The organism is Asaia sp. W19, assembly GCF_003994335.1.
Classification (GTDB): Bacteria; Pseudomonadota; Alphaproteobacteria; order Acetobacterales; family Acetobacteraceae; genus Asaia.
Window position 1 is genome coordinate 1 of the sequence record NZ_PNQZ01000097.1, and the last position, 4,511, is coordinate 4,511.

At 59.6% G+C, this 4,511-nt stretch carries 4 protein-coding genes; 1 reads left to right on the top strand and 3 read right to left on the bottom strand.

From position 1 onward, the window contains the following. On the bottom strand, positions 1 to 338 hold a 338-nt coding region (sdhC, locus tag C0V97_RS18440; protein WP_158625460.1), incomplete at its 3' end, for a succinate dehydrogenase, cytochrome b556 subunit. A 247-nt stretch (positions 339 to 585) separates the two neighbouring features. Between sdhC and zapE the strand changes: the two genes are divergently transcribed. Beyond that, the gene (zapE, locus tag C0V97_RS16660; RefSeq protein ID WP_158625461.1) at positions 586 to 1,707 is read left to right on the top strand and encodes a cell division protein ZapE; all 1,122 of its coding nucleotides are present in this window, start codon (positions 586 to 588) and stop codon (positions 1,705 to 1,707) included. Positions 1,708 to 1,864: 157 nt separating this feature from the next. On the opposite strand, the gene C0V97_RS16665 is transcribed toward zapE, so the two are convergent. Further along, the gene (locus tag C0V97_RS16665) at positions 1,865 to 3,988 is read right to left on the bottom strand and encodes a M3 family metallopeptidase (protein WP_199751973.1); all 2,124 of its coding nucleotides are present in this window, start codon (positions 3,986 to 3,988) and stop codon (positions 1,865 to 1,867) included. Between the two features lie 114 nt (positions 3,989 to 4,102). Continuing rightward, positions 4,103 to 4,511, bottom strand: a 409-nt coding sequence (locus tag C0V97_RS16670) for a YigZ family protein (RefSeq protein ID WP_127103657.1), incomplete at its 5' end; no start/stop codon positions are given.

Below are 4,511 nucleotides of genomic sequence, written 5' to 3' on the forward strand. Positions count from 1 at the left end.
AAGCGCGCACCGCTATCCCAGATCAGATGGCGGATGCTGGCGATAAAATGATAGAGCGTGGCAACGCCCCAGCCGAGAAAGATCAGGCGCCCGAGCGGGTGCGTCGCGACGCGCTGGGCGCGGGCAAAAGCACGCGGGCCCTGGGCGAGGGCAGCCAGCCAGGCGACCGCCAGACCAGCGCCGAGAGACGAGGCGACGCCCGCCATGCGATTGCCGATCGAAAGCGCCATGGAAAGGCGGAAACGATAAATATCCAGATGCGGCGACATGGGACGTCGAATGGCCCGCCCATCAGTGTCGGTGCCGTGATAGAACGCTTCGCGTCCGTCGGAAGCCATGGCGATACCTCGGAATTCTGTGCTTCGGGCTATGCGATACATAAACCACATAGTCGCATTCCTATGGCGCGTCATGTGCATATTGATGTGAGAATCGGCACTGATTTCGTCTTGTATGTAACATACCGCCTGGCCTTGCAGTGCCTGTTCCTCACCAAGGCGTGACGTTTTTAAAGGGGCGCGCTCGCGCTTATCGCGTGATAGGACGAGAACAGAATTCCGTGTCATGTCACATGAAGAGAGTACGATGTCCGACCAGGGTCTCACCGCGCATTCCACCATCACGGGCGGAGTGCTGAAGACTTATCGTCATCTGATCGGGCAGGGTGAGATCGTAGCAGACCCAGCCCAGGCCCAGGCCGCCACGGCCCTGGATCGTCTTGCTCAGGCCCTGCAGTCGCGCCATGAAAAAGGCGATGGTTTTCTGTCGCGTTTCACACGTCGGCGTCCCGACCCCATCAGGGGGCTGTATCTTGTGGGCGAAGTGGGGCGTGGCAAGACCATGCTCATGGATCTTTTTTGTCGTGAAGTTGCTGTGCGCAAGAAGCGCCGTATCCATTTTCATGTCTTCATGCAGGAAGTGCTGCGCGCCCTCCACAAGGGCCAGAGCCTTGGTGAACGACGCGAGGACCCTGTGTATGACCTCGCGCAGAAGGTCCATGATCAGTACGACCTGCTCTGTTTCGATGAATTCCAGATCAATGACATGTCGGACGCGGTTCTGATCCTGCGCCTGCTGGACCGTGTGATGGCGCTGGGTACGGTGGTTGTCGCAACCTCCAACACGGCGCCTTCGGATCTGATGAAGAACCAGGTGCAGAACCGGGCCACGATGCGGCCCTATCTTGAGGCTTTTGCCGCCCATATGGAGGTGCTGACCCTGCAGGCCGCGCGTGATTACCGCCGCGGACGCGAGCTGGACAGCCAGGTCTGGGTTTCGCCCCTCTCGGAAGAAAGCAATGCGCATTTGCGCCAGAGGTTCGAGAGCATGACCGAGGAGCGTGCCGAACCTGGTGCCGTCGCCATCGGCTCGCGCCGTATTCCTGTGCCGTCCTGTCAGGGGGAGATCGCCTGGTTCACTTTCGATGCCCTGTGCGGATCAGCTCTCGGACCCGCCGATTACCTTGCCATCGTCGCCCGTTTCAAAACCTTGTTCATCGAAGGGATTCCGGCGCTGGTGCCCGATCAGTACGACAAGGCTCGTCGCTTCATCAATCTGATCGACGTGATGTACGAAAATCATACCTGCCTTTTCGCCACCGCTGCGACCCAGCCAGAGGCGCTTTATCAGACAGGTGAGAACGCAAAGGCGTTCGAGCGAACGGCGTCACGTCTCGAGGAAATGCGTTCCAGCGACTGGCGGGACTGAAGGGGCTGATTCAGCGGCATCGGGGCTACTGCCGTCTGCGCGCTGAGGAAAGCGTGATCGAAAAGCATAACGCGCCGCACGGGTCGAATGGCGGCGCGCTGCTCGGGATCGTGTCTCTTTTCTGCGCCGCAACTGGTGCGGCGCAGAGCCGGATGGCTTATTTCCCAGCGGGCAGCAGACCACGATGGGAGAGCATCGGGCCGATTTCCGGGTCCTTGCCATAAAAGGCCTTGAACATCGGGCCGTAATCCATGGTGTGTCCCTTCGACAGGATCATGTCGCGGAAGCGCTGGCCGTTTTCGCGGGTCAGGCCACCATGGGACTGGAACCAGGAAAACACGTCCTGATCCAGCATTTCGGTCCAGAGATAGGCATAATAGCCAGCCGAATAGCCATTACCCCAGATATGCAGGAAATAGCTCGAGCGGTAGCGCGGCGGCACATCGGCCACATCGAGACCCGTCTCATTGAGCGCCTTGGCTTCGAACTGATCGACATCCTGACGTGGGGCATCGGCGGACAGGCCATGCCAGGACATGTCGAGCTGGGCAGCGGCCACGATTTCACCCAGCGCATAGCCCTGGTTGAAATGCGCGGCTTTCTTGATCTTCGCGACCAGCTCCGCCGGCATCGGGGCACCGGTCTTGTAGTGGCGGGCGTAATGGGCGAACACCTTCGGGTCCATCGCCCAGTTCTCGTTGAACTGCGAGGGGAACTCGACGAAATCGCGCGCTACGGCCGTGCCCGAAAGCGTGGGATAGGTCTGGCTTGCAAACAGACCGTGCAGCGCATGACCAAATTCGTGGAACATGGTCGTGACGTCGTCTGACGTGATGAGCTGAGGCTGGCCGGGGGCGGCCTTGGTGAAGTTTGCAACGTTGTAGATAACCGGACGCGTCTTCAACAGATCGCTCTGCCCCACGAAATTGGACATCCAGGCGCCACCGGATTTGTTGTCGCGCTTGAAGTAGTCGAAATACATCAGGCCAAGCGGCGAGCCGTCCTTGTCCTTGACTTCGAAGACCATGACATCGGGATTATAGACCGGGATGTCCTTGCGGGGCTCGAAAGTGATCCCGTAGAGCTGGTTCGCGGCGTAGAACACGCCATCGGTCAGCACGGTATTCAGTTCGAAATACGGTTTTACGTCGTTCTGGTTGAGGTCGAATTTCTGCTTGCGCACGCGTTCGGCATAGTAATTCCAGTCCCACGGCTTGAGCGTGAAATTCTGGTGGTCGTCACCAATCGCCTTTTGCAGCTCGGCGGCTTCACGATGCTGTTCGGCTGCCGTGGCAGGAACGAGCTGACGAATGAAGCTGTTCACAGCCGAAGGCGTCTTGGCCATCTGGTCATACAGCGTATAGGCGGCATAATTCGGATAGCCGAAGAGCGCGGCCTTTTCTGCGCGCAGCTGCGCGATTTCGGCAATGGTCTGGCGGGTGTCGTTCGCGTCGCCCTTCTCGGCGCGCGTCCAGCTCTGATTGAACAGGGCTTCACGTGTGCTGCGATCGCTCAGCGAAGCGAGGTCGGGCTGCTGGGTGGTGTTCTGCAGCGGCAGGACATATTTGCCGGATAGTTTGCGGCCTTCGGCGGCCTTCTGGGCAGAGGCAACAGCGCCGTCATCGAGCCCCGCCAGCGCTTCCTTCTTGTCTACGACCAGAGCCCCGGCCTTCGCGCTCGCGATCAGCTTCTGGTTATAGGCCGTTTCGAGTTTGGAAAGCTGCGTGTTGATGGCCCGGAGCTTCTGCTGGTCAGCATGGTTCAGCTCGGCACCGGAATGCACGAATTGCTGGTAATAGACCTCCAGCAACATGGCCTGCTCGGCGTTCAGGTTCAGCTTGGCACGATTGTCGTACAGCGTCTTGACGCGGTGAAAGAGCTTCGGATTGAGATAGATCTCATCCTGATGCTGGCTGAGCTTGGGCGCTTCCTTGCTGTCAATGGCGTCCATGGCGTCGTCTTTATCCGCCGAGTAGACGCCGTAAAACACGCTCTGCGCGCGGTTCAGTAACTGGCCGGAACGCTCCATGGCGACAATGGTGTTGTCGAAGGTCGGCGCGGCCTTGTTATTGGCGATCGCCTGCATTTCCTTGAGTTGATCTGCCATGCCCTTTTCGAAGGCCGGCACATAGTCGCTGTCCTTTATCTTGTCGAAAGGCGGTGCCTGATAGGGCAGGGGGCTCGCCTGGAACAGGGGATTGGCGGGAGCTGCCAGCGCCGTGGAAGAGAGAAGGGGAAGAGCAACAGCTGCAAGAGCCGCAGCATGTCTGAAAACGGGCATGAACAAGGATCCTACGATCGTAACATGATATGTTACCGTAGGAAGGAAACGCAGGGGCGTCAAACCATCTGCAATCCGTTGTACAGGGCGCAGGCGGCAGGGCCTCTGCTCGGTTTAAAGGGCGGCTTGCGCCGAGTCTTCAGGGTCGAGCACGCGAACCGGGCCACCGCGCAACAGATCCTGTAGCGACATTCGTATCATTTCGGAGGCGGAAAGAGGAGCGGAGAGCGTCAAGGCCGCACCCTGCGCGTCGAAAGCGCATTCGTCCTGCGTCGCGCCCCACTCCGCCAGACGGGCCTGGATGATCGGCAGCAAGCTGAATGGCACGTGACAGGCGAGGCGTTGCATGGGAACGATCTCGACTGCCTCACCCTGTTTGAGGCAGGACGCCGCTGCACCGCCATAAGCGCGAACCAGCCCGCCTGCGCCCAGCTTGATCCCGCCGAACCAGCGCACGACGATCACCGCCACTTGATCGAATTCCTGTGAATCGATGGCCTGCAGGATGGGTCGCCCTGCCGTG

Excerpts from the sequence above, each read along its gene's own strand:
- C0V97_RS16665 (WP_199751973.1), bottom strand. The coding sequence starts at position 3,988 with ATGCCCGTTTTCAGACATGCTGCGGCTCTTGCAGCTGTTGCTCTTCCC.
- zapE (WP_158625461.1), top strand. The coding sequence starts at position 586 with ATGTCCGACCAGGGTCTCACCGCGCATTCCACCATCACGGGCGGAGTG.